The organism is Lacticaseibacillus saniviri JCM 17471 = DSM 24301, from assembly GCF_001311785.1.
GTDB classification, from domain to species: domain Bacteria; phylum Bacillota; class Bacilli; order Lactobacillales; family Lactobacillaceae; genus Lacticaseibacillus; species Lacticaseibacillus saniviri.
In genome coordinates, this window is sequence record NZ_BBBX01000041.1 from 1 (window position 1) to 4,347 (window position 4,347).

At 42.2% G+C, this 4,347-nt stretch carries 2 protein-coding genes and 1 pseudogene; 1 reads left to right on the forward strand and 2 read right to left on the reverse strand.

All coding sequences use genetic code 11. The features are described from left to right. Positions 1–339: 339 nt before the first annotated feature. Positions 340–1,723: pseudogene (gene ltrA, locus JCM17471_RS12855) on the forward strand (group II intron reverse transcriptase/maturase). A 148-nt stretch (positions 1,724–1,871) separates the two neighbouring features. Here the strand turns inward: ltrA and JCM17471_RS12860 are convergent. Together JCM17471_RS12860 and JCM17471_RS12865 are read right to left on the reverse strand one after the other, a co-directional pair. Beyond that, positions 1,872–2,219, reverse strand: a complete 348-nt coding sequence (locus tag JCM17471_RS12860; protein WP_020090523.1) for a DUF5388 domain-containing protein — start codon at positions 2,217–2,219, stop codon at positions 1,872–1,874. Position 2,220: 1 nt separating this feature from the next. Next, positions 2,221–3,021 (reverse strand): ParA family protein, encoded by an 801-nt coding sequence (locus tag JCM17471_RS12865; protein WP_027822916.1) that lies wholly within the window; start codon positions 3,019–3,021, stop codon positions 2,221–2,223. Between the last annotated feature and the right edge of the window lie 1,326 nt (positions 3,022–4,347).

A 4,347-nucleotide genomic window follows, 5' to 3' on the forward strand; every position in this document is an offset into this window, starting at 1 on the left:
AAATCATTAATTGCAATTAATGATTTATTTGAGCTGTGGAAGGTAAACGCGGTTCTGAATGTCTCTTAAAATCTGTCTCAAATATTGACTTCAATCCAACCCGAAGTTACGACAGTAAAGCTGACGGTGACATGGTACGAAAGTTGACGTTCTTACCCGGGGAGACCTGTACACACAATCCTGATTTTCTTAGGGAATACCCAAATGACAAGGAAATATGAGTTCAAAGCAAGTCAGAAATGGCTGGTTAAGTGTACAGGAGTCAGCCGAGGTCATAGTAGTGGGTAACCATGAAGGACCAAACAATAATAACTCATATTGCGACTGGAAGTGAAGACGATGCGAAAATCGCAGAAAACAGAACAAGCTGACCGCCAGCGGATGATAGGTCTGGAAGACCAAAGACAAACTGGGGCGCGTAGTATCGCCTCCGGTGAAGGAGAAAAGATGAGTGGCACTCAGTTTCAAGCATTAGTTTTGGCCCGCAACAACCTGAATTTGGCTTATCAACGTGTGGTCTGGAACAAAGGGGCGGCCGGAGTTGACGGTATGACCGTTGATGAATTGAAACCGTACCTGAAAGTACATCGCGAAGAATTACTCGCAGAATTGGCCAATGGGACTTATAAACCGGCACCAGTCAAGCAAGTCTCAATTCCAAAGCCCAACGGTGGAACGCGTAAGCTTGGCATTCCGACCGTGATCGACCGGCTAGTCCAGCAGGCCGTGGCCCAGGTCCTTTCGCCGATATATGAACAGATCTTCGCCAATAATAGTTTTGGTTTTCGACCCCAACGCAGTGCACATGACGCAGTTCAACAGGTCGTTCAGCTAGATAATGCGGGTGATCACTATGTGGTTGATCTGGATTTGAAGGCCTACTTCGATACGGTTAATCATGACATGCTTATGAAGTTTCTCAAGCAGCGAATTAGTGACCGCTGGATACTACGGCTCATTCGCCGTTTTCTGACTAGTGGCACCATGAATGGGCAATTGTTTGAACGCAGTGAGAAAGGCACACCGCAAGGCGGGCCGATCTCGCCACTGTTAGCGAATATTTATCTCAACGAATTCGACCAAGAACTAGCTAGGCGCGGTCATGAATTTGTCCGTTACGCCGATGACTGCAATATCTTTGTTAAAAGTCCACGCGCGGGCCAACGAGTCCTCGCTAGTGTGACTCGTTTTCTCGAGCATGAGTTAAAACTCACGCTCAATCAGGAAAAGACACAAGTGGTCGCCACCAACAGAATGAAGTTCTTAGGGTTTACGTTGGGCCACACTAAAGGCAGGGCTTTTCCCTATCCGGTGTGGTCAGCGAAGCAGCGAGTTAAACAAGCATTGAGGCGGCTGACTAAGCGTAATCGTGGTGTATCCGAAGACCAAATAATGGCAGAGATTCGTCAAAAGATGCGCGGTTGGTTGCAGTATTACAGCTTGGGTAGAATGAAGCGGTTCATCACGGAATTAGATGCGTGGCTGCGGTCACGTATTCGCCAGTACATTTGGAAACAATGGAAGAAAGCCAAAACTAGAGAGAACAACTTGAGCGGATTAGGATTTACGAAAGATGAAGCTAAGCTATCCGCTAACACGCGTAAAGGGTACTGGCGGACAGCGCATAGTAAAAACGCTGTGCCGTACCCTAACTAACAAAGAGCTGGAACGTCGTGGACTCATTAACTTGAGTCAGACGCTCCAGCAAATTCAGAGTGCTTAAATTATTGAACCGCCGTATACGGAACGTACGTACGGTGGTGTGAGAGGACGGTAACTTACAATTACCTCCTACTCGATTGTGTATTCTGCTTCATTTAAACGGACAAGTATACGTCTAAAAGGTGAACGTGTCGTCTGAGAGCGCGTGATTATTTACTTTTTAGTTTATAGTCAAGCTTATCCTTTGTTTCCATCATCGATACCAATTCATCGTAAGTATCACGTGTTTGGGGAGTTAGTGATTCAAGATAACTTTCAATCATCAAAGAAACCATTTCACTAGCTGAACGCTTATCAGCTGTTGCTTTAGACAAAGCCAAAACGGCGTTTCTGGTATGATTATCAACTCGCATGTTTACATCGAAGGTAGGAATTTTTTCCGCACTATCTTCGCCAAAACCTGCTTGCTTTCTAGAAATTGATGATACATTTACGTTTACCTTCTTATCAGGACTTTTTACCTGATCATCATTACCGTGTTTCAAAAGTCCCCCCATATTATTCTGCCTCCAATCTAGATATTAATTCAGTAGCAACAGCCGTATATGTGCTGTGAGTAGCTTTATCCCAAACAGAACGACTGCTTTCAGTGATTCCAGTAAGGTCGTATCTCTTTACTCTTTCCATAGCAGTAATGACATTTTCAAATATGTTGTCTTCCCCAAATTCTTCTACGGCCTGTTTAAGAACGGCATTGTCAATAATTGATTGCCCTTTTGTAAGAACTGGAAGAATACCCGCTACATCTACTTTTGCTCCAAATTCGTCAATTAAATTCGTTTGTAAATAGCTTAAGAAACTTTTTGCTCCCAGCAATGCTCTTTGCTGAGTTTGTAGCATAACAATGATCCAGTCGCAGCACATAAAAACGTTATCGTTTGTTAAACTCATTGTAGGGCTTACATCAAGAAACACGAAGTCGAATTTGCTAGATATATTTGACAAAGAGTTTTTAAGATAGCTGACTTTAGCTTTTTCATCAATGTCTTGTTTATCAACCCACCGACTGAATAAGTTCATATCAGCAGCAGCTGGTATTAAGTCAAGACCGTTCTTAATGTTAATGATGCCGTCATTTAAGTCTTTTCCGTTAATTAGTAATGCGAAAAGAGATGGGTCAATTGTGATGCTGGAATTTTCGTGACTTTTTGTTTTTATCATTAAATCAGTTAGGTTTGCTTGAGGGTCACAATCTACCATAAGCACTTTATATCCCATATTTGATAATTCCCAACTGATTAAGGCTGTAGTAGATGTTTTACCAGTACCACCCTTTTCATTGGCGCAACTAATTATCATTTTTTAAAATTCCTCCATTCGTACACGGTACACGGTGTACTGTATTATATGTACAGTGTACCGTACTCAGTACACAATGTACAGAAAAAATACTTAACAATTGAATGCGGAATGACGGCTTTTTTATGAAATTATTTAAGTGTACAGTACACAGTACCCAATACACGGTGTACAGTTTACAAGATACAGTGTACAGTGTACAGTACACGGTACACAAGAAAAGTTGACCAAAAATTTGATAACTGATATAATGATAACCGTAGTCAAAATAGAACATAAAAAACACCCACCGACGGGAATCGGTGAGCGCCACATAAAAGTCATCTAAGTTACTGACTATTATATCATGGCCGGTGCGATTTTTAAAGCCCTAGGGGACAAGCTGGGGTCTAAATCCAAGGGGACACGTTTGCCAGGGCGACTTCAATAAGTCTGGCTATACCACAACAAGGCTATCTGTACGGCTGGGTGGTGAATGGTGAGCGCGACCATTAACGGCGCGGGTGGTAAAACGAAGCTTCGGCTTGGTGCCATTGATTAGTTGGTGATCGAACAAAATAAATACGTATCATCAACGCCTTCTAGGGCGTTTTTTAGTAGGCTAAACCGAAAACGTAGGTTTATAATGAGTGGTGGTAGCAATACCGCAATTGTACAGACAAGCGACGGGCGTTAACGACCGACGAACTAAGGGGAAACTTTTAGTAGTAGAATTGTACTCTGGTTCAGTTATTCCAAATAGCTGTTTCCAGGGAACAATTCTGCGCTCAAAACGTCACTCCCTCTAAACTGAATGGAAAACCGTAACCCGTCAAGACAAATATAAAGAAAAAGAAAGTTGGTGGAATTGTTGGAATGTAAGGATTACATTGTTCCATTGAATCCAGATGTGATCGTTAAGAAGACAATCTATCGGAGTTCTGCAAGAATTACTCATCGACAAAGGAACCAAGTGAAGAGAGTTTTGCGTAGTCAAGGGTATCAGGGAAGAATTAGTAGTATTCGATATACTCGGGTAAATTACAAGTATTCTTTTAAAGTATCCGTGAAGTATCAGGGGAGTGTCGGTAAGTTTTTGGTTAATACAAAGAATGAGACAGTTGAATTTAAGGGAATGGTCTAGGAGTAATACCAGTAATTTTCACAAACTTCCTTTCCCCAATTAAAGTCAATCTGCGACCTATACCACTTCTTTTTTGGACAAGTTCACAATCAAAAAATAACGGAATGTGGAAGTACCGCGGTGAATGTGGGTTACTTGGGATAAGCCGCCTTATCTGAAGTAGAAATTGGTATACTAAAAAAGGCTCCCGGTTTAACACTGGA